Source organism: Dyadobacter sp. CY323, assembly GCF_021390245.1.
Classification (GTDB): domain Bacteria; phylum Bacteroidota; class Bacteroidia; order Cytophagales; family Spirosomataceae; genus Dyadobacter.
The window spans coordinates 42,857-61,995 of the sequence record NZ_JAJUXH010000005.1 but is presented as its reverse complement, the minus strand read 5'-3'; the positions used below and the strand labels follow the sequence as shown (position 1 = coordinate 61,995).

At 46.3% G+C, this 19,139-nt stretch carries 16 protein-coding genes; 10 read left to right on the top strand and 6 right to left on the bottom strand.

The window, feature by feature from the left end; genetic code table 11:
* Positions 1 to 38: 38 nt before the first annotated feature.
* The 5 genes from LZG72_RS11160 to LZG72_RS11140 all read left to right on the top strand — a co-directional run bounded on the left by LZG72_RS11160 (position 39) and on the right by LZG72_RS11140 (position 3,674).
* On the top strand, positions 39 to 674 hold the full coding sequence (locus tag LZG72_RS11160; RefSeq protein ID WP_233871622.1) for an START domain-containing protein: 636 nt from the start codon (positions 39 to 41) through the stop codon (positions 672 to 674).
* Between the two features lie 180 nt (positions 675 to 854).
* Positions 855 to 1,088, top strand: coding sequence for a hypothetical protein (locus tag LZG72_RS11155; RefSeq protein WP_233871620.1), 234 nt, complete (start codon positions 855 to 857; stop codon positions 1,086 to 1,088).
* Between the two features lie 74 nt (positions 1,089 to 1,162).
* Entirely contained in the window at positions 1,163 to 1,594 is a 432-nt protein-coding gene (locus tag LZG72_RS11150) for a hypothetical protein (RefSeq protein ID WP_233871618.1), read from the top strand.
* 197 nt (positions 1,595 to 1,791) lie between these two features.
* Entirely contained in the window at positions 1,792 to 2,919 is a 1,128-nt protein-coding gene (locus tag LZG72_RS11145) for a sensor histidine kinase (RefSeq protein WP_233871616.1), read from the top strand.
* A 14-nt stretch (positions 2,920 to 2,933) separates the two neighbouring features.
* Complete coding sequence (locus LZG72_RS11140; RefSeq protein WP_233871614.1) at positions 2,934 to 3,674, top strand: LytTR family DNA-binding domain-containing protein; 741 nt, start codon at positions 2,934 to 2,936, stop codon at positions 3,672 to 3,674.
* 5 nt (positions 3,675 to 3,679) lie between these two features.
* Here the strand turns inward: LZG72_RS11140 and LZG72_RS11135 are convergent, their stop codons facing one another.
* Together LZG72_RS11135 and LZG72_RS11130 are read right to left on the bottom strand one after the other, a co-directional pair.
* Positions 3,680 to 4,771: an Ig-like domain-containing protein gene (locus LZG72_RS11135; protein ID WP_233871612.1), complete on the bottom strand. Its 1,092-nt coding sequence runs from the start codon at positions 4,769 to 4,771 to the stop codon at positions 3,680 to 3,682.
* A gap of 10 nt (positions 4,772 to 4,781) precedes the next feature.
* Positions 4,782 to 5,891: a hypothetical protein gene (locus LZG72_RS11130; protein WP_233871610.1), complete on the bottom strand. Its 1,110-nt coding sequence runs from the start codon at positions 5,889 to 5,891 to the stop codon at positions 4,782 to 4,784.
* Positions 5,892 to 6,128: 237 nt separating this feature from the next.
* Between LZG72_RS11130 and LZG72_RS11125 the strand changes: the two genes are divergently transcribed.
* From LZG72_RS11125 to LZG72_RS11115, 3 genes are read left to right on the top strand one after another with little or no spacing between them, the layout of a single operon-like run.
* The gene (locus LZG72_RS11125) at positions 6,129 to 7,400 is read left to right on the top strand and encodes a chloride channel protein (RefSeq protein WP_233871608.1); all 1,272 of its coding nucleotides are present in this window, start codon (positions 6,129 to 6,131) and stop codon (positions 7,398 to 7,400) included.
* Positions 7,401 to 7,454: 54 nt separating this feature from the next.
* Positions 7,455 to 7,700, top strand: a complete 246-nt coding sequence (locus tag LZG72_RS11120) for a type II toxin-antitoxin system ParD family antitoxin (RefSeq protein WP_233871606.1) — start codon at positions 7,455 to 7,457, stop codon at positions 7,698 to 7,700.
* Position 7,701: 1 nt separating this feature from the next.
* Positions 7,702 to 7,998 carry a type II toxin-antitoxin system RelE/ParE family toxin gene (locus LZG72_RS11115; RefSeq protein ID WP_233871604.1) on the top strand — a complete coding sequence of 99 codons (297 nt, stop codon included), beginning with the start codon at positions 7,702 to 7,704 and terminating at the stop codon, positions 7,996 to 7,998.
* Positions 7,999 to 8,004: 6 nt separating this feature from the next.
* Here the strand turns inward: LZG72_RS11115 and LZG72_RS11110 are convergent, their stop codons facing one another.
* Both LZG72_RS11110 and LZG72_RS11105 read right to left on the bottom strand, forming a co-directional pair.
* Positions 8,005 to 8,805 carry a 5'-methylthioadenosine/adenosylhomocysteine nucleosidase gene (locus tag LZG72_RS11110; protein ID WP_233871602.1) on the bottom strand — a complete coding sequence of 267 codons (801 nt, stop codon included), beginning with the start codon at positions 8,803 to 8,805 and terminating at the stop codon, positions 8,005 to 8,007.
* A gap of 5 nt (positions 8,806 to 8,810) precedes the next feature.
* On the bottom strand, positions 8,811 to 10,109 hold the full coding sequence (locus LZG72_RS11105) for an NCS2 family permease (protein WP_233871600.1): 1,299 nt from the start codon (positions 10,107 to 10,109) through the stop codon (positions 8,811 to 8,813).
* A 97-nt stretch (positions 10,110 to 10,206) separates the two neighbouring features.
* Here LZG72_RS11105 and LZG72_RS11100 point away from each other — a divergent pair, with 97 nt between their 5' ends.
* Together LZG72_RS11100 and LZG72_RS11095 are read left to right on the top strand one after the other, a co-directional pair.
* A complete protein-coding gene (locus LZG72_RS11100) occupies positions 10,207 to 12,987 on the top strand; it encodes a DUF6797 domain-containing protein (protein WP_233871598.1) in 2,781 nt (926 codons plus the stop codon).
* Between the two features lie 538 nt (positions 12,988 to 13,525).
* On the top strand, positions 13,526 to 13,996 hold the full coding sequence (locus LZG72_RS11095; RefSeq protein ID WP_233871596.1) for a carboxymuconolactone decarboxylase family protein: 471 nt from the start codon (positions 13,526 to 13,528) through the stop codon (positions 13,994 to 13,996).
* Positions 13,997 to 14,055: 59 nt separating this feature from the next.
* Here the strand turns inward: LZG72_RS11095 and LZG72_RS11090 are convergent, their stop codons facing one another.
* Positions 14,056 to 16,443: an ABC transporter permease gene (locus tag LZG72_RS11090; protein ID WP_233871594.1), complete on the bottom strand. Its 2,388-nt coding sequence runs from the start codon at positions 16,441 to 16,443 to the stop codon at positions 14,056 to 14,058.
* A gap of 141 nt (positions 16,444 to 16,584) precedes the next feature.
* A complete protein-coding gene (locus LZG72_RS11085) occupies positions 16,585 to 19,041 on the bottom strand; it encodes a TonB-dependent receptor domain-containing protein (RefSeq protein ID WP_233871592.1) in 2,457 nt (818 codons plus the stop codon).
* Positions 19,042 to 19,139: the final 98 nt, after the last annotated feature.

Below are 19,139 nucleotides of genomic sequence, written 5' to 3'. Positions count from 1 at the left end.
TTCGAAAGAAGGATTTTAACTGACACTTTTATATAGCCATGAAAAATTTAATAGTCGTTATCAGTATGCTTTCCATTCAATTTGGAGTAGCTTTCGGTCAGGCCGCTGGGCTGCCCCAATGGAAGTATGTTTCAGGAAAAGAGGATATTAAGGTTTATAGCAAAGCAGTTCCGAACTCAAAAATAAAAGCGCTGAAAGCGGAATGCATGCTGGACGCGACCACTCAGGAAGTAATCGATCTTTTGCTGGATATTCCGGCCGCTGCGAAGTGGGTATGCCATGCCAAATCCTGTGTGTTGCTCAGAAAAATCTCGGATCGTGAGTTGTACTATTATACAGAGGTGAGCCTCCCGTGGCCGCTTGATAACCGCGATTTCGTCACACATCTCAAAATTTGGGAAGATCCGGAAACAAAAATCGTGACGGTGAATGCACCTGCTGTTCCCGGCTTTGTGAATGAGAAAAAAGGGAAAGTCCGGGTGCGGCATTCCATTGGGACGTGGAAGATCATACCGGCGGGAGATAAAAAAGTGAAGGTTGAATACATCCTGCAAGTTGATCCGGGCGGTTTGATTCCCGCGCACATCGTTAACATGTTTGCAACCCAGGCGCCTATCGAAACATTTATCAATATGAAAAGGGAACTGCTGATCAGGCGCAGCAAAAATGCATAAAGCGGTACTTTACGCGGTCGGCAATGGGCCTTTTAACACAATCACCTCAATGGATTGACAAGTAGGTCTTTAAACCAAAATGCTTTGGACAGATAGAAATTTTACTCCGCAGACCAGCGGCCCGGGGCATAAATTTTTTATTAAAAAGTATTGGAATAGTTAAAGAATAAGAAAGCAATTATGGGAAAAGGAAAAGAACTTTTTGGTCATTACAATGATCTCGCAAAGGAAAAGGGGCCGGGCACGAAGGAAAGTGCGTACGCAGGCGTATTGTTTCAGGCATTATTGATGCTCGGTGAGCGACGGACTTTCGAGTTGCTGGAAGAGGCCGAAGAGCAGGGTAAAAAACTGAAACTTCAATATCCGGTTGATTCGAAGAAAAGTGCCGCGCCTACCGGAATTGTCCTGGCGTAAAACGATTTGTAGCGGTTCTGGAATGGTTATTTGGAAATGATTGGTTTTTAAAACTAAAATCATCAACAGTAATCATGAAAAAAGGAATCTTCATTACAGCAATGTTTCTACTGACCGCGTCAGGCATCGCATTTTCACAAGCAACCACTATCTCGACCAATCCGAGGCAAAAAGGAACGGTCGATACTACCGCCACTTCTCCGACCGCCTCGGGTGAACGGAAAACCACAGACGGCGGTGGCCATCAGAATACAGAAACAAGGAAAACTGCCACTCAGGCTGGCAAGGCAACCGGTGCCGGGGTCCGAAACAAACCAGGTGGCGACAGTGGCGAATCGGGCAAAGCAGCCACACCAGCCAAAACCAGATCATCGACTACCAATGCTTCAAAATCTGGCCAGGCAGGTGACCAGGGAAGCGCAACAAGTGCAGATAACAGCAAGAATAAAACCGGAAAAACCGGCGGTAAAAATAACGAGCAGTCTAAAAAAAGTACCGGTAATTAAGCATTCCGGTGTAATCTGAAGTCCGGGCAACCGGACTTCTTTTTTATTAATAATAGTCATTCGTATAGTATAGGAAGTCGGTCGTCAATTATTCAGGCACATTGGTGCAGCGCGGGGGGAAATTTGGGCCGGTTCGTGTAACTTGTATGGAATTCCCATAGCCATCGAGAACGCAGATGACCGGTTTATCATCAAGCATGTACAAGTCCACGTTCCCAACCCGTATGGCGGGCTGGTTTCAGAAGTATAAGTTGCATCACATTCCTTTCTGGATCGGTTATAATTATCTCTGGTGGGTGGTTGCAATGGGAAATCCGTTTACTGCGGCCAACAATATTCTTTTCACTCCGCTGGCGTCCAAATTCATCTTTTATCTCGTATTTCAGACACTCGCGGTTTACTTTAATTTGTACTACCTGATCCCGAAATTTCTCGAAAAAGGGCATTTTGTTACTTACATTTTGTGTTTGCTAGCGACCATTGCGGTTACAGCCTCGCTGATCGTTCCGGGCTATCACCTGGGTGCATATATAGCGGGTATGACGCTCGACGAGTTGTATGGAAAAGCAAATCACAACCTGATCCATATGGTTGTCGGCGGTCCGCTTTCATCTACGATTGCGGTGATTACACTGGCAATGAGTATCAAATTAACTAAAAACTGGCTTCAAACGCGGCAGCGGCAGCAGGCACTGGAAAAGGAAAAACTGGAAACGGAACTGAATTTTTTGAAGTATCAGTTCAACCCGCATTTTCTTTTTAACAGTATTAATTCCATCTTTTTTCTGATCCATAAAGACCCGGATGTGGCGTCAGCTTCGCTGGCAAAATTCTCGGAACTGCTTCGCCATCAGCTATATGAATGCAACGATCACGAAATTCCATTGAGCAAGGAGATTACCTATCTTGAGAATTTCATCGAATTGGAAAAGCTTCGTCAGAATGAAAATATCCGGGTGACATTTGAGCTGGAGAGTACCGGAACTGAGCCGCTGGGCATTGCTCCATTTATCCTGATGACTTTTCTTGAAAATGCATTTAAACACGTTTCAAAACACCATCATGAGCCAAACTGGATTGATATAAAATTAAGTCTGACCGGCCAAAAACTGGACTTTTGGATTGCAAACAGTACTTCCGCCGACGGAAATGGGGAAGTAGTGAATTACGGAGGTATCGGTTTAAAAAACGTCCGGAGACGGCTGGACCTCATTTATCCTGGGAAATATGAGCTCCGTATTAACGATGAACCGGGACATTTTGAAGTGCATTTCACCGTAATGCTCGAAATTGTTGTGCTGAACCAGGAGGCACAAATTGCTTAAAATCAATAGGATAAATGATGAGATGCGCCATAATCGATGATGAGCCTCTGGCGAGGGAAGGAATTGCGGATTATGTCCGCGAAGTCGATTTTTTGCAACTGGAAGGAGTTTGCGAAAACCCATTGGAACTGATCACCTTGATGGACAAAACGCCTGTCGACCTGATTTTCCTGGATATTCAAATGCCGAAAATGAATGGGATCGACTTTCTGAAAATCGTCCAGAAACCGCCCATGGTGATCATTACCACGGCTTATCCGAGTTATGCATTGGAAGGATTTCAGTTGAATGTGCTGGATTACCTGGTAAAGCCGGTCACTTTCGATCGTTTTTTTAAGTCCGCCAATAAAGCCAAAGATTACCATCGCCTGCTCACTAAATCGGCTTCGCCCGATGCGTCAAAAGGTGATGCGAGTGAGGATTATTTCTTCATCAAATGCGGGAGCAAATATGAAAAGATCTTTTTCGACGACATTTTGTTCATCGAAGGCATGCAGAATTATGTAACGATCCACACGCTGAAAGGAAAATACATCACACTTTTGAACCTCAAAAATCTGGAACAAAACCTCGGAGACCGGAATTTCATCCGCGTTCACAAATCTTATATTGTCTCCATCGGGAAGATTGAAGGAATTGAGGGAAATGAAATTTTTATTCGTTCGCAAGTGGTGCCGATCAGCCGCAATTACCGCGAGCAGGTAATCGGGCAGGTAGTAAATAGTAAATTACTGGATAAAAACAGAGGCGCATAGTCGTCTTAATGTACTTGAAATGCAAGTTTTACAAAGTTCTGTTTGAGCTTCACATCACTATTTTTGGTAATGTCCCTGTCAAACGGACGATTCACATTGTTGGATGCCAGATCTTCCAGCCGGGTATCCACTTCAAGCTGATATGTGCCTGACTTCCAGGTTTTATTTGGAATAAATGCGGCGGCTGTTGCCTCACTGTTAAACTGCCAACGTCCATCAATTAAATCGCCATTTTCATTCACGATTGTGAATGCTTCATCCAAAAGTCCATGATCGAGCGGTTCGGAAAAATAAACCTGTAAATGCGAAACTGAGTTTGCATTCGGGACATTCATTTTCCAATTTCCCGGCACCGGTGACAAGCTGTCTCGGCTCGTTGTAACGAACGATTTAGAGTACGATCTGGCCAGTAGAGAACCCTGCGTATCTTTCCATTTATCAGACACCACGATCTTGTAGCCCTGATTTTTCTGCAACGGAGCGCCCAGCTTTTTGTTCGGCTGCAAGTCACGCTTAATACGTCCCGGATCGAGCCAGAGTGTCAGTTGCGTCCGGTTTTCATTCCAGAGCTCGGGTTGCAGGTCGAGAAATGCGCCTTTGATCGTATCGCCGTCATTCCTGATTAGTGTAACCAGGTACGCTGACTTTCCTTCCTGCATCGGCTGGGAAAATTGCAGGTAGATTTTGAGCAGATTTTCGGGTACAGTATCGTTCGCGGGATGGACCGCAAGAAGCCTGGGAGCATCCTTACTTTCTGTTTTTGGGATAGAAAACGAGGTGAGCAATTTTTCGCCTTCAAAAACTTCGTAGGAAAGTCCGCGGGTAAATGGAATGAGTGGCGTAAAAGTGATGCTATCAGCGCGTTTTTCCAAGTCTCCAAACATCATAACCTCATTGTCATAACCTGCTCGTACGCGCACCGAAACAGCTCCTTTTTTGTCGGTCAACCACCACTCCGGAAACGAAATGGCGACTGCATTTTTATCTTTCCAAATAACGGAGGCAGTTCCTTTTTTCCTGGTTTCTTCACAGGAAAAGAGTTGTATCAGGACAAAAAAAGTCAGGCTGCACGTGATGTACAACCTGACCCGCCTCATGTTCAGTTTATTACAAATAGCGTTCACTGGAAGTCCAAAGATCAAGATTGCCATTAGAGCGGCGTTGCAGCAAAATCATCCGCGAATCGTCCAGCTTGTCCATCTGGATGACATTCGTTACCGGTAAGGATACAAAATCAACTCCTGCCGTCGCAAAACTTTCTTCCACCGGGGTCGTCAATGAACCCTGATATGCCTCAATGCTTTTATATTTTACCTTAAAAACCGGTCTGGCTGAATTTGCCATCATTAAAAAGGAGTCATTCCCTTTTTTAACAGTAACTATGTCAATCGGCTGATTTCCACTGCCCATTTCAGCAACGGTCCTGCCTTTCACATGCTTGCCGGGTTTCAGCTCATCCATTGGGAAAAGTACGAGCGGCGTGCAGGTATAGCTTGCAACCAGGTATTTTTTACCGCCAATTTCCGCCGTCGTGAAGGTTTTGATCGGGGCGAGTGTCTCGTATTTTCCATGTGCCGCGTGATAGATTTCCAGCGTAGCCTGATCTTGTTTATCCGAAAAAGGAAAAGGAATGCTCCGGAAAGTGGAATTGAATTCCTGGCCCGAAAGTCCGCTCACGAGCACTTTGCCATCTGCAAAACCAATGTCGGAAATCGCCGAAACACGCACCGAAGTACCTCTTCTGTCTTTCGCATCTTCGGCAGGTACATTGTTGAGTGTCAGACTTGAAAATGGTACATTCTTCGTATTTACCGCTTCAATTTTCTCACCTGCAATTTTAAATAAAACCGGCGTTCCGTCACTGCTCTGGACCGCGCAGTAAACCGTTTTGGACACCGGATTCACCGCTACATCCTGAATAGTAATGTTTTCGGGTGTAGTACCCAGTAACGCAGCCATCTTCTGGTCGATGTTTTTGATCTCGATGGCGGTAGCTTGAGTAGCAGCCGCATCTTTGGTATCCATCGCAAAAACGACACCGCTTTTCGAGTCACCTATAAACAAGATTCCTTCCGGGCCAAACGTCAGCGCGCTGATGGATTTGATTTCAGGCGTTCCGATTACAAACCCGTATTTGCTTTCCGCAAACCGATTGGTAGTTGCCAGCAGCGCGATCCCGGCGCAGATTACAGCCAGCAGAAAATACATCTTTTTCATATCCGTTTAGTTTAGTGATTACGCAAGTTCGAACAAAATGAAAAGGTGATTTGGTTAACGATCCTACCTGTCCAAAGAAATTTTTAATTCCCCATTTTTAAATCTTATTCGCCTAGTAGTCAGATTCTTTCGATTCTGGGTAAACAAAGCAACATCTTCGTTAAAATGTTTTCCGCAAACAAAAAAAGAAAGATTGGCGTTACAAAATGAGTGATTAGAGTATGCATATTGAAGAGTATGAAAATTGAATATAATTCTTACGCGGCCAGGAAATTCAGACGTTCACTGGCGGTACTGCTTGCGGCAGCGATAACCGGTGTTTTGTCCGCCATCCTTGCCGATACCCTCAAAGTGATTACCGAGCATTACGAGGAGCTTTTCTTCAGTGCCCTCCAAAAAAACAAGTTCCTGATTTTCCTGTTACCATTAATCGGACTTGCAACGATTTACGTGCTCAGGCATTTCCTTTTTCATAACAAAGCAAATAAAGGCATTAAAGAGGTTTTGGATACGGTAAACAAAAAGAACAATTCGCTGCCTTCCTATAAAATACCATCGCACTACTTTAATGGATTGCTGACCGTGATTTTTGGCGGTTCCACAGGCATTGAAGTTTCTACTGTTGTATCTACCGCCGCAATCGGCGCATTGTCGAGCCGGAAAGTGTATTACCTCCGAAAGTACCGCACGGATTTGGTCTGTGCCGGCCTGGCAGCGGGTGTAACTGCGCTTTTCAATGCTCCCATTGCGGGTTTTCTGTTCGCATTCGAAGTTTTCACAAAACGCAAAAGCAAACTCCATACGGCCAGCGTGGTCACCGCAGTGCTGACATCCTACCTGATCACCCGGTTTTTCTTTTTCAAACAGTTATTTCATTTCAACATCACAGAATGGCACGGGCGGGCATTTCCGTACTTTATCCTGCTCGGTATTTTGGCGGGGCTCAATGCAGCCTATCTGACGAAAAGTGTATTGTTTTTCAAAAAGCTTTTTGGCTCATTCCAAAATGATTACCTGCGGATTATCGGAGGTTCGTTGCTGCTTTCCATTCTCGTTTTCTTCATTCCGCATTTGTACGGGGAAGGTTATGAAGGAATCAGACATGTGCTGGAAAACGTCCAGAAAACACCTGTAACCCTGGTTCTGCCGTTACTCGCTGTGCTACTTTTCAAACCCATTGCCACTTCGGTTACCCTGGGCGCGGGCGGCGACGGAGGTGTTTTCGCGCCGAGTCTTTTCATCGGCGCATTTCTCGGTTTGATCGTTTGCGCATTACTGAACCACTTTTTCGGATTGGGATTGATACCTGTCAATTTCGTACTGATCGGCATGGCGGCAGTGCTCAGCGGCAGCATCCACGCACCATTCACCGCCATCTTCCTGGTTTGCGCGATGGCCGATAATTACATTCTGTTCATCCCGATCGTCATCGCCTGCCTCGTTTCCCGCTGGGTAGCCGGAAAGATTTTGCCTTATTCGGTTTATACATATCAGTCGAAGCTTGGGTGATAATTACCAAATATTGGTAACTTTGAAATACTTTCTAATTCATTCTAAGATTATATGGGAAAGAACACATCGATTTCAATCAGCTCGCATTTTGATTCCTTTATTCAAAATCAGATTGACACTGGTCGCTACGCTTCGGGCAGTGAAGTTGTCCGAGCAGCGTTAAGATTATTGGAGGAGGAAGAAGAAAAATTAGCTTTATTAAGGAAGGCAATTACCGACGGTATAGAAAGTGGCTGGGTTGAAGATTTTGATCCGCAAACCTTTAAAGAACAATTGAATAAAGAATATTTGGGTTGATATGGCGGGATATCGCTTGACAAGTCTCGCCAAGGAGGACCTGCGAAATATATGGCGTTACACAGCAAATGAGTGGTCTCGTGAGCAAGCTGACAAGTATTATGATGGCCTGTTTTTAGTTTTCGATGCAATTGCCGATGGCAGAGTGACAGGGAAACCTGTTGACAGGATATTTAGCGGTTTGAAACGAGCGGTTTTCGTAAAGCATTATGTATTCTTTCGAAATGTCGAAGATGACATCGTTGAAATTACGCGTGTACTGCACGTAAGAATGGATGTAAAAAATCAGTTAAGATAGCTAGACTTATTTCTCCCCAACAACCGCCATCACCAACGTAGCGGCATTCTCCGCCGCGATTTCGTAAAACTTATCCATATCTGCTTTTGCCTTCTGGTTCGCTTTGTCGCTGAGACTGCGGATGATCAGAAACGGGATATTTCGCTGGTAACAGGCCTGCGCGATGGCCGCGCCTTCCATTTCGGTGGCGGCGGCATTCAGGTCTTTGATCAATCGTTTCGTGACAATTTGGGAGGAGACAAACACGTCGCCCGTGACAATAATACCCGTTTTTACAGTTGGGGATCGGTTTCCTTTTTCCAGATTTATTTTGGTGAACTGCAGGGTCTTTGAAACAGTAATCGCTTTTTGTACCAAAGCCGAATCGCAAAGGAAGAACGCCGGATTTTCCTTTTGGGTAAATGGATTTTTAGTCGCCCAATACGTCATTCCATTATCGCTTAATGCCCCAAAATCATGATAAGATACCTGCGTACCGATCACCAGGTCTCCCGGTGACAATGCCGGATCAACACCGCCCGCAATCCCTGAAAAAACAATTTCCCGCGGCTTGAAATGCTCGATCAGAATGGTCGTCGTAATCGCTGCATTCACTTTCCCAACGCCGGTTTGTGCCAGTACGACGGCGCGGCCATTCAGTTTTCCTGTTGTGAAACGCACGTTGCTGATCACGGTGTCTTTCGGATTTTCCATTTTCTTTTGGAGCAACACCAGTTCGGGTGGAAATGCGCCTAAAACACCGGTAACATCCTGTGCGATAACGGAAAATGGAGAAGACAGGAGGAGGGAGAGAAGGATTTTTTTCATTGGTGTTAAAAAATTAAAGCCAAAACGGCGAATGCATCAATGATCCAGAGTGCCAGACTGATTTTTCGCACCCTACCCGTCAGGATATGCAAAGTAGTCCAGCTGAGAAAACCCCAGATAATTCCCTGCGTAATAGAATAGGTAAATGGAATCAGTACCATCGCTAAAAAAGCCGGAAATGCTTCATGAAGCTGATTCCAATCGATTTTTACAACCGGTTTCATCATAAAAACTCCTACTAAAACGAGCGCCGGGGCCGTTGCAATGGCGGGTATAGCACTTAATAATGGGGATAAAAATAAAAACGGCAGAAAAAGAACTGCGCCGGCAATGGCGGTCAATCCGGTTTTTCCACCTTGTTCAATGCCGACCGCCGATTCGATATAAGCGGTGCCCGGGCTGCTTCCCGCTAACCCGGCAATGGTGGTTGAAAATGCGTCGACGATCAAAGACTTGCGGATATTCTTCGGCTCGCCGTTTTCATCCAGCAAGTTCGAAGCCTCGGCAAGTCCCACAAACGTGGAAAGACTATCGAACATATCGGTGAACACAAATGCCAGGATGATCGGCGCGAGGCTCCATTTCAAGGAGTTAACCAGATCCAACTGAAAGATCAGACTGAAATCCGGCATGGCGATCAGGTTACCGAATTCGACCAGCGGCTCGGTGCCGCCCCACCATCTGCCGATAGGCCACGCAAGCAGGCTGGTAACGATAATGCCGATCAGAATGCCGCCTTTGATGTTTCGGATCAGCAGAAAGACGGTGATCAGAAGTCCGGCAATGAATGTAAGTGTCGCCGCATTCAAATTCCCCAAAGTAACCATGGTAGCCGGACTCGGCACGATGAATTTGGCGTTTGAAAAACCAATTAATGTGATAAAAAGCCCGATTCCCGACGCAATCGCATAACGCAATGGTTTCGGGATTGCTTTTACAATGTATGAACGGATATTGAAAATCGAGAGTAACAAAAAGAAGATCCCCGACCAGAAAACCGTACCTAATGCAACCTGCCAGCTGAGTTTGTCCGTGAGCACCGCAGAAAACGTAAAAAATGCATTCAGTCCCATTCCCGGCGCGACCAGTATCGGGTTATTTGCGTAAAGTCCCATCATCATACTGCTGAAAAACGAGACCAGGACCGTAGCCGTCAGCACGGCCGAAAATGGCATTCCCGTTTGGCTGAGAATGGACGGATTTACAACGATAATGTAAGCAGTTGCGAGGAAGGAAGAAACCCCGGCGAGGATTTCGGTGGAAACGGAAGTATTGTTTTTTTCAAGTGAGGAAAGAGAAAACATAGGAGCGCGGTTTATTTTCAAATATATTGATTTAAATCAAATGAGGAGGTTTTGACCGCGCCGGACTTTTGGATCTGATCTATTAATCCGTTCTTACATGTTTCAAATTGTTAAAAATCAGGTCAGGAAGTGGGGAGTTTTTTCAATTGTGGTGTTGTCCCTTTCGACTGTCCTTCTTACGAGTAACACCCATTATTTACCCAATTTAGCCAACCAGCCCGACTCCGTTAAGCTGGCCGATTTTGTGGAGCCTGGCTTTCCCTACATCTCTACCTCTGTCGATGCCAGAAAGATTGGTGCCGGGTTCCCCACCGACAATCAGGCCGCCCGTACGTTCGCATTGCAGCTGGGCGATAGTGCCTACGCGTGTTTTGATACCGATCAGTTGAGGTGGTCGGTAGCGTGGACAGGGAAGTTTTTGCCAATGGTTTTAATGGCGCAGATCTCCTACAAGAACTTTTTCAATAAAAATAACGGGATCGCCAAATTGACCGGCGAGCCGAAAATCGCTACCGGAAATTATGCCGGCTGGACAATCGGGAAGCCGTTTTTCAGAAACGGGAAACAGGTAGTTGAGCCAAGCTGGAAAGCGTTGCCGGCGGATCAGGCGAGATATAATGGTGTGTATGTTGTTGGTAAACAGGCAATACTTCATTATTCGGTTGGTAATTCTAAGATTTATGAGTTGCCTGGCAGCATAAAATTTGATAACCAGGTTGCATTTACCAGGAAATTGAGGGTCGAAAATGTGGATAAAGAACTTTATATAACGGCAGCTGAAGTCAGCAACGGATCGACGGGCGAGGTCAAAGGGAAGTTTGCATATATCTATCAGGGAGCCAATAAAGACAGTGTTACGGCGATTGGTATTGCCGGAAAAGTGGACTGGCAACTTGAAATCAATGAAAATAAATTTGTTACGGTTAAACTGCCTGTGTCAGCCAAACAATCGTTGGGCATGGTTGTGATGTGGAAAGGGCCGACGAAATCATTAAAAACTTTTGAAAAGTCCATCCGCGGGAAACCGGAACTGTTCCCCGATTTCGAAAAAGGCGGTCCGACAGCCTGGAAAGAAACCATTACCACAAAAGGTAAGCTCTCGCCCGACACGGCTGCATTTGTGACCGACCAGCTCGGATTGCCACTCAACAATCCATGGAAACGCAATGTGCGGGTTGCCGATATCGCATTTTTTCCGGACGGCCGTGCGGCAGTGGTCACATTTGAAGGTGACGTTTGGACGATCGAAGGGATTGACAAGGATCTCCAAAATGTAAAATGGAGACGATTTGCTTCCGGTTTGCATGAACCTTTGAGCATTGAGGTCGTCAAAGACATCATTTATGTTTTTGACAGAAATGGAATTGTTAAGTTGCATGACCTGAACAAGGATGGAAATGCAGATTACTACGAGAATTTTTCGAACGTAATGTCGCAATCCGCCGAATCGCGGGAATGGGCGGCGGATCTGGTAGCTGTGCAGGATGGCAGTTTTTACATTGCCAAAGGCGGAAGTCTGAGCAATGGGCCGGGAATGACGGACAAAGCGTTCGGAAAAGGGTTTCGGACAGGCTCGGACCAAAACGGGACGATCATGAAAATATCACCCGATGGCAGAACTTCTGAAATTATCGCAACCGGATTACGCGGGCCTTATTTAGGTTTTAATCCCAATACTGGAATACTTACAGCGACCGATCAGCAAGGTAACTTTGTTCCCTCCACGCCGATTTATGTGATCAAAAAGGGAGATTATTACGGAGTGATCCCCACTGCACATCGCACGGATAATCCGGAAATAGCGCCTCCATTAACCTGGATCCCTCACAGCGTCGACCGGTCGAGCCTTGGGCAGGCGTGGGTGACCGGAAACAAAATGGGCCCGCTGAATGGCAGTCTGATCCACTTTTCGTTCGGAACACCGGGATTGTTCCGGGTCTTGATTGACAGTGCGTCGAAAGTGTTGCAGGGCGGCGTTTCATACCTCAATGCAAATTATCCCGCGCCAACTTCCAAAGGTGCCATGAACCCGCTTGACGAACAGATGTACGTGACCGGTTTCAACCTATGGGGATCGGCCTCGGTGGGGATCAGTTCGGTGTTGAGATTGAGGTATACCGGGAAACCAAGTTATATGCCAAATTATTTCAGAGCTGGTAATCAGGGGATTATCATTGGTTTTGATTCGGAATTGGATAAAGCTTCTGCTTTGAATGCGGCGAATTTTGAGGTGAAAAGATATAACTATCAAAGAACCGAAGAATATGGTTCGGGGCATTTCAAGCTGGATGGCAGCACAGGCGAGGAAATGCTGCCGGTAGCGGGGTCATACCTGTCTGCGGATGGCAAGAAAATTCTGTTGCTCGTGCCGGATATGAAAGAAATCATGCAAATGGAGGTCGCATATCGGTTGAATGCAAAAGATGGTAAAAAGGTAAACGACCATCTCTACTTTACGGTGAACAGTTCCGATGATATGGATCTTAAAAAGTACGGTTTTGGAAATGTAGATCTGGCGTTACTGACTGCAAAAAAGGAGGAAATGGCCACGCAGCCTGCGAAAGTAGAAGTAGCATCCGCCGAAAAAGGAAAAGAAATATTCACGAAAATGGCCTGCGCTGGCTGCCATTCCCCGGGAACCAAAACGGACGGAATGTACGGCCCGCCATTCAAAAATCTATATAAATCTGAAAGGATATTTGACGATGGTACGAAGGTCATTGCGGACGAAAATTACCTCCGCGAGTCGATTCTGGCACCTTCGAAACGTATTATAAAAGGGTACAATGAAGAAATGCCCTCCTTCGTCGGCGTACTTTCCGACCCGGATATTGAATCTGTTATTTTGTATATCAAATCGCTTTCAGGCAAGAAGTAGCAGAACCGGATCAGGAAATTTCGTCCATATTAAATGGCAGTTTCCTGATCCGGTTTCCTGTTAAATCAAAGATCGCATTGCAAAGTGCCGGAGCAAATGGTGGTAATCCGGGCTCGCCTACACCACCTGCTTGTATGCCAAACATCAACTCCTCACTCACCAATTCGCCGGTTAGCGCAGGTTTTTGAGTTTAACGAGGTTGGAGGCGAGAAGGCCGGTTTTTTTCAATGGGCATTACCGTGTGTTTTGTGCATGTTTTCTACCCTAATCCCCTCAAGGGGACTTTTTGTTACTTTACCGGCTCTCCCCTTTAGGGGCCGGGGGCAAGATCAAGGCAAGCGGGGGAAGAAACTGAAACTAATCAATTGATAAACTGCATTCCTGCCAGTACGAAATGCCGGTTTTAAGGAATTTTTCAGGGTTAATGCATTTGATTTAAAAAAGTAAAATATTTTTTGAAGACTTGTCCAATCTCAGTCCAGTCAATCGATATAGGGTGTAGTTCAACTATTCATTGATTAATAAAACAACTTAGAAAATGGAACAACGTATTAATTTCTTCGAAAAAGGACAAGGTGCAATGAAGGCGCTGTATGGTTTAGGGGGATATCTTGCAAAATCAAAAATTGAAAAGAACCTGCTGCATCTGATCTTTTTCCGAGTTTCCCAGATCAACGGCTGCGCGTATTGTCTGGATATGCATTCGAAGGATCTGCGGGCGCAGGGTGAAACCGAGCAGCGTCTTTATATGATCGGCGCCTGGCGTGAAGCGAGCGTCTACACCGATCGCGAGCGGGCTGCATTTGCCTGGGCCGAAAGTGTAACCAAGCTGACCGATCAGAATGTATCGGACGAAGTTTATGATTTTGTGACTTCACAATTCTCTGAAGAAGAAATGATCGACCTCACCATGGGTGTGCTTGCGATCAATTGTTATAACCGCATCAACGTCGCATTTCGGACGCCGGCCGGCTCCTATGTGCCAGGGCAGCATGCAGTAGCAGCCTAAATTGCGAAATCCGGGCCGCCGGGCGGTGAAAAGGTAGTTGTGAGATGTACAGCTACCTTTTATTCGCAACGAAGGCTTTTTACCGGATTACTCAACGCTGCCCGGATGCTCTGGAAACTTACGGTGACAAATGCGATCACGATCGACGTAGCGCCAGCCAATGCAAACACCCACCATTCGATATTGATTTTGTAAGCAAAAGTTTGCAGCCAGGTGTGCATCAAATACCAGCCAACCGGCGCGGCGATAAGGATTGCAATGAAGACGAGTTTGAGAAAGTCAACGGATAACAACGCCACAACGCTGGTCACCGAGGCGCCCAACACTTTTCGCACACCAATTTCCTTCGTGCGTTGCCGGGCGGTGAATGTAGCCAGTCCAAACAAACCGATGGAAGCGATTAAAATGGCAATTCCGGAGAAAGTCAGGAACATGGTGCCCCTGAGTTCATCGGATTTGTATTGTTTCGCAAATGCCTGATCCAGAAAGTCATATTCAAAAGGCTGGTTCGGATTGATTTCCGTAAAAGCTTGTTTGATCAGGCTGATAGTGGCGGGGATATTCTGTTGCGAAATGCGGATCAGCAAATTGTTTGCGCCGCTTTGTTTCAAAACCAGTATTAATGGTTCAATCTGGTTATGTAAAGAGCGAAGATGAAAATCTTTGATAACGCCGGTAATTTCCACTTTTCGGGCATCAACCTCGATCAATCCGTCCGTGCGGCTTTTCCAGCCCAGCCGTTTTAATGTAGCCTCGTTCACCAGAACGGCGCGGGACGAGTCATTGTCCAATGCGGCCGAGAAGTTTCGTCCTTCTTTCACTGGTATTTTTAGTACGCCCAAAAAGTTTTCATCCACAATAAAATGTTCACTGCTGACAGGCTCATCGGTGGTTTTAGTATAAAAGTCAAAAGTGGATTTGTTGTTGAGGCCCGCACCGATTGTCCCATTAGTAAGGCTGGCATCGGTTACGCCGGAGGTTTGAAGGATGCGGTTTTTCAACACGCCAGCGGATTGCTGCATGATCGGGCCTTTGAGCGGAATGGTAATGACCTGCTGCTTGCTGAAACCCAGCTCTTTGTTGGTCATAAATTGGAGTTGCCTGTAAACCACAATTGTCCCGACGATCATCAGCATAGAAATGGCGAACTGAAAAACAACCAGCGACTGCCGGAGAAATGATCCCTGACCTTTGGCAGCCATCGGGCCTTTCAATACAAGGGCAGGATTGTATTTTGATAAAATAAATGCAGGATACAAACCGCTGACCAGCCCGACCGTGAGTGTAAATGCAGCGAATAATACGACGGTTTTGACATTAAATATATTCAGCATCAGCTTTTTATCAGCTACCTCATTGAAAAATGGGAGTAACGCATATAGCAAAAACAAGCTCGCCAACATGGCCAACACCGATATCAGTATGGATTCGGAAAGAAATTGCCCGATCAGCTGGAACGTTTGGGAACCCACTGCTTTTCTGATCCCGATCTCTTTGGCGCGACCCGTTGCACGCGCGGTAGCAAGGTTGATGTAGTTCACAATTGCGATCAGCAGAATGAACAGACCGATCAGAGAAATGGTGTAGACATACCGCATGCTGCTGCCATTTTCTTCGCCCATTAAATGGGAGGATTTGAGATGTATTTCGCTGAGAGGCTGAAAAGTGATGTCGAAATCCAACTTCTGCTGACCTTCGCCGCCCACCGTTTTGGCGATGTATTTTTTGTAAAACGCAGGCATTTTACTTTCCAGCCGTTTTGCAACTTGCTCGTTGTTCAGCATTAAATAGGTAAATGTGTTGAAATTCCCCCAATTCTCGGGGTCCGCATTACTAACTTCGCGGTTGGAATAGGGCAGGAGTGCGTCGAACTTTAAATGGTGGTTGGAAGGAACATCCCGGATAATCCCTGAGACGGTAAATGGCACATTGTCTTTCACGAGTACTGTTTTACCTACAACCCCGGACGTTTTCCCAAACAATACATTCGCAAGCTTTTGGGTCAGAACGACGTTACCGGGGCTATTCAAAGCAGTGCGCGGATCGCCTTCCGTGAACGTATAATCGAAGAAATCGAACAAGGTAGAGTCCACATAATACAATTCCTTCACATTGGTAACATGGTTCCCGTTCCGAAAAATCTGACCTCCCTGCTTCACGCGCAACGCTTTTTGGATCTCCGGATATTCACGTTGCAGGGTGGGGCCAAACGGGGCGGCGGCCGTGGCCATATTGTATCGGTTATCGGCCCATTTAATGTCGAGGATCGTCCGGTAAATGCGATCCGCATTGCGGTGGTAACCGTCGAAACTGAGCTCGTCATTTACGAAAAGTCCCAGCACAATGGCACAGGTCATTCCGCACGCAAGTCCCGCGAGGATCAGGATGCTATATGTTTTGCTTCGGAGCAGGTTGCGCCAGGCGATCTTGAAGTAGTTTTGGAGCATAGTCAGGTTCAGGTAATGCGTTGAATACAAGGTAACCTAAAATGCTATGCCGCAGGAATCATCGAGTGTAAATGATTGATATTTAAATAATTGCGTTTTTGTAACTGTACGTTTTCGAACAGGATTGTCCGGCATCTTTTCCTAATTCTTCCGGATGCGGTCATTTTCTTCTCTGGAATTGCTTCGGGATGCCTGTCCTTTTATTTTGTTATTGCCAAAAGACCGCGAATAAGACAGTTTCACAATTCGGGTGCGGGCCGATTCTGCTCGGTATTCGAAGTTGGCGGACAAATCAAATGCTTCCCGGGTAAGCCCGCCGAAATTCCCGCGCACCCGCATGGATTTGAACAGGTCGTTAACCACCAATTGGAAACTCCCGTGATTGCTTCTCAATTCTTTTTTCAAACCCGCATTCAGCATTCCAAAAGGTTTCATTTTTTTAGAACCATCATACCCTGTGAAATTGTACCAGCCATTGAATTCCATGGAAAATCCTGCCGGAAATGTCAGCGTTGAATTTCCATTCAGATTAAATGTGATGTAGGTTTTCTGCAGTTTCTCGCGGGTATGGTCCAGTTTGAAACGCCGCAGGCTGCCGATCGTCGTAAGGTTTGCATTCCACCATTTTGTAAAAGAGAGCGGTAGGGTTGCCTGTAAATCGAGGTTATCCTGATAAGCCATATTCTGCGGCGACTGGTACATCAGATCTCGTGCGGCCGATTCGCTTTGCTGGTAAAGTACAATGGGGTTTTTGTCATGCGAGGCGGTCAGGGAAAAGGAGTAACCAGAATGGTTGTAGCCGAATTTCAGGTTGTTCGTAATGGTGGGGCGGAGCGTCGGGTTTCCCGTGGTCGCTGCCATAGGATCGCTGTAAAGCAGGTAAGATGATAAGTCATTGAACGATGGCCGGGTGATACGGGTCGTATATGAAGCCTGGAATTCGGACTGGTCACCCAACTTCCTTGATAGAAACAAACTCGGGAAAAATTTGCCGAGGCGCCGGTCGATTTCGTTTTCTTTCTTATCCGCGTCGCCGTGCGTGTAGGCATATTCATACCGCAGGCCAGCCAAAAGGGTTGTTTTGGGATTGATACGAATATTTAATGAGGAATATGCCGCGCCAATGCTTTCATGCATTTTGGTGTCGTTCGTGTACCTCGAACTTCCCACCCATTGCTCTTCCACTAAACTCAAAATGCGTGACAAAGCCGAGCTGTGTGTGTGTGTGCCTTTAACGCCTGCTTCCAGTTTTACATTTGTTGAAAGCTGTTTGGTATAATCCATTTTCAAAACCGCAACACGGATCGGCGACTGCGCAATACCACTTTGGCGATTGGAAAAGAAGGTGCCACCCGGACTTGCCTCCCGGCCGGTTTTGTCTAAAAAGGTGGAGTAAGCTTCGGTGGGACTGTCGCTGTTGTAGATCAGGTAGTCGAGATCCAGATTAAACGTTTCTCCGGCCGCAATTTGCCTTTCGAGATACCCATTCAAAACAGTGTTATTCCAGCGGCCATTTTGGTAAATATCGCTAAGAATCGCAAGTGTCGAATCTCTGCCGATTTGTGTATAAGAACCGTGATTAAATAAATGCCGGTTTGAACGGGAGGTACTATACGATGCATTGACGCCGATGGTCGTTTTGCCTAGATTAAGTGAAGTCCCGGCAGAAGCATTGTGACTATTGGATCTGCCGATTTGCGCGCTACCGGCGAGCACATTCAATTTTCCTCCGAAAACCGGCATATCCTGGCCGCCGACGGCCTCCCAACCATCTTTAAAGTGATCTCTCAAAAAAGAATAAGATCCGTAGAAATTCAGTTTGCCAGTATTGTGGGAGACGCTGGCGCTCACATTCCCTTTTTCGCCCCAGCCATAACCCGCCGATGCTGACAACGAGCCGGTTGTTCCCCGATCTTCTCTTTTTTTAATTACAATATTGATCATACCTGCCGAACCGTCGGCATCGTACTTCGAGGGTGGCGTGGTCATTATTTCTATTTTTTCAATGTCGTTGGCACTCATTGCCTGCAACATAGCCATGACCTGCGACATCGGCAGTCGCATTACTTTTCCATTCAGCATCACCAGCACGCTGCTTTTTCCATTCAGTACGATCGTGTTGTTTCGCATATCTACAAGTACGCCCGGCGACCGTTCCAGTACCTGCAGTGCAGAGCTTCCTTTGGTCATGATGCTGCTTTCCACGTTAATCACCGTCCGGTCGATTTCCTGCTGATAAAGTGGCTTTTGCGCTTTTACGACCAGCTCGCCCATTTGCTGAATGTCTTCTTCGATGATTTGCTCGCCTATCTCCGTTGCGGCTTCAGGGATCACGGAAAATGCCGGCAGATCGGTGGTTTTGTATCCCACCGCGCTGAACTGCAGGAAATAGGTCCCGGGTCGCACCCGGTCAATCCTGAAAGCACCCGATTCGTCTGTTACCGAACCTTTTGCAAGTGAGCTGTCGGGTTGATTGAGTAACAGCACATTGGCGAATGGAATGGGCTGGGCGCTTTTCGTTTTAAGCTTCCCACTAATTTGTGCGGGAGCATCAAATGTTAAAAAAGCTGAAATCAGGCTAATACAAAAAATCTTCATGGCGATATTTAATACATTTGGATTACACCTGGCAGCGCGACCAACAGGTATACAGTTCAAAAAAACTGCGACTTTTATTTACCAGGAAATGGGCGGGA

Coding starts and splice junctions, on each gene's coding strand:
- LZG72_RS11160 (WP_233871622.1), top strand. CDS start 39: ATGAAAAATTTAATAGTCGTTATCAGTATGCTTTCCATTCAATTTGGA.
- LZG72_RS11155 (WP_233871620.1), top strand. CDS start 855: ATGGGAAAAGGAAAAGAACTTTTTGGTCATTACAATGATCTCGCAAAG.
- LZG72_RS11150 (WP_233871618.1), top strand. CDS start 1,163: ATGAAAAAAGGAATCTTCATTACAGCAATGTTTCTACTGACCGCGTCA.
- LZG72_RS11145 (WP_233871616.1), top strand. CDS start 1,792: ATGTACAAGTCCACGTTCCCAACCCGTATGGCGGGCTGGTTTCAGAAG.
- LZG72_RS11140 (WP_233871614.1), top strand. CDS start 2,934: ATGATGAGATGCGCCATAATCGATGATGAGCCTCTGGCGAGGGAAGGA.
- LZG72_RS11135 (WP_233871612.1), bottom strand. CDS start 4,771: ATGAGGCGGGTCAGGTTGTACATCACGTGCAGCCTGACTTTTTTTGTC.
- LZG72_RS11130 (WP_233871610.1), bottom strand. CDS start 5,891: ATGAAAAAGATGTATTTTCTGCTGGCTGTAATCTGCGCCGGGATCGCG.
- LZG72_RS11125 (WP_233871608.1), top strand. CDS start 6,129: ATGAAAATTGAATATAATTCTTACGCGGCCAGGAAATTCAGACGTTCA.
- LZG72_RS11120 (WP_233871606.1), top strand. CDS start 7,455: ATGGGAAAGAACACATCGATTTCAATCAGCTCGCATTTTGATTCCTTT.
- LZG72_RS11115 (WP_233871604.1), top strand. CDS start 7,702: ATGGCGGGATATCGCTTGACAAGTCTCGCCAAGGAGGACCTGCGAAAT.
- LZG72_RS11110 (WP_233871602.1), bottom strand. CDS start 8,805: ATGAAAAAAATCCTTCTCTCCCTCCTCCTGTCTTCTCCATTTTCCGTT.
- LZG72_RS11105 (WP_233871600.1), bottom strand. CDS start 10,109: ATGTTTTCTCTTTCCTCACTTGAAAAAAACAATACTTCCGTTTCCACC.
- LZG72_RS11100 (WP_233871598.1), top strand. CDS start 10,207: ATGTTTCAAATTGTTAAAAATCAGGTCAGGAAGTGGGGAGTTTTTTCA.
- LZG72_RS11095 (WP_233871596.1), top strand. CDS start 13,526: ATGGAACAACGTATTAATTTCTTCGAAAAAGGACAAGGTGCAATGAAG.
- LZG72_RS11090 (WP_233871594.1), bottom strand. CDS start 16,443: ATGCTCCAAAACTACTTCAAGATCGCCTGGCGCAACCTGCTCCGAAGC.
- LZG72_RS11085 (WP_233871592.1), bottom strand. CDS start 19,041: ATGAAGATTTTTTGTATTAGCCTGATTTCAGCTTTTTTAACATTTGAT.